General features: G+C 67.3%; 1 protein-coding gene. It reads left to right on the top strand.

The genetic code is table 11. From position 1 onward, the window contains the following. Positions 1 to 333: DHH family phosphoesterase (locus tag RVY79_RS18330; RefSeq protein ID WP_317465963.1), on the top strand; the 333-nt coding region annotated here is incomplete at both ends.

Genomic DNA, 333 nt, shown 5'->3' with positions numbered 1-333 from the left:
CGCATGCTCGGCGCGCAGGTGAGCTACATCGTGCCGAACCGGTTTGAATACGGCTACGGCCTGTCGCCCGAGATCGTGGCGCTTGCCGCGCGCGAGAAGCCGGACGTGCTGGTCACCGTCGACAACGGCATTGCAGACGTAGCGGGCGTGGCAGCGGCCAATGCGCTGGGCATCGACGTGGTCGTGACGGATCACCACATGCCGGGCGCGCAGTTGCCCGAGGCGCGCGTGATCGTCAATCCAAACCAGCCAGGCTGCGGCTTCCCGAGCAAGAACCTGGCGGGCGTGGGCGTGATGTTCTACGTGCTGCTGGCGCTGCGGGCAGAGTTGCGC

Source organism: Chromohalobacter sp. HP20-39, assembly GCF_033052815.1.
Classification (GTDB): domain Bacteria; phylum Pseudomonadota; class Gammaproteobacteria; order Pseudomonadales; family Halomonadaceae; genus Chromohalobacter.
This window is presented reverse-complemented; position numbering and strand designations above follow the sequence as displayed.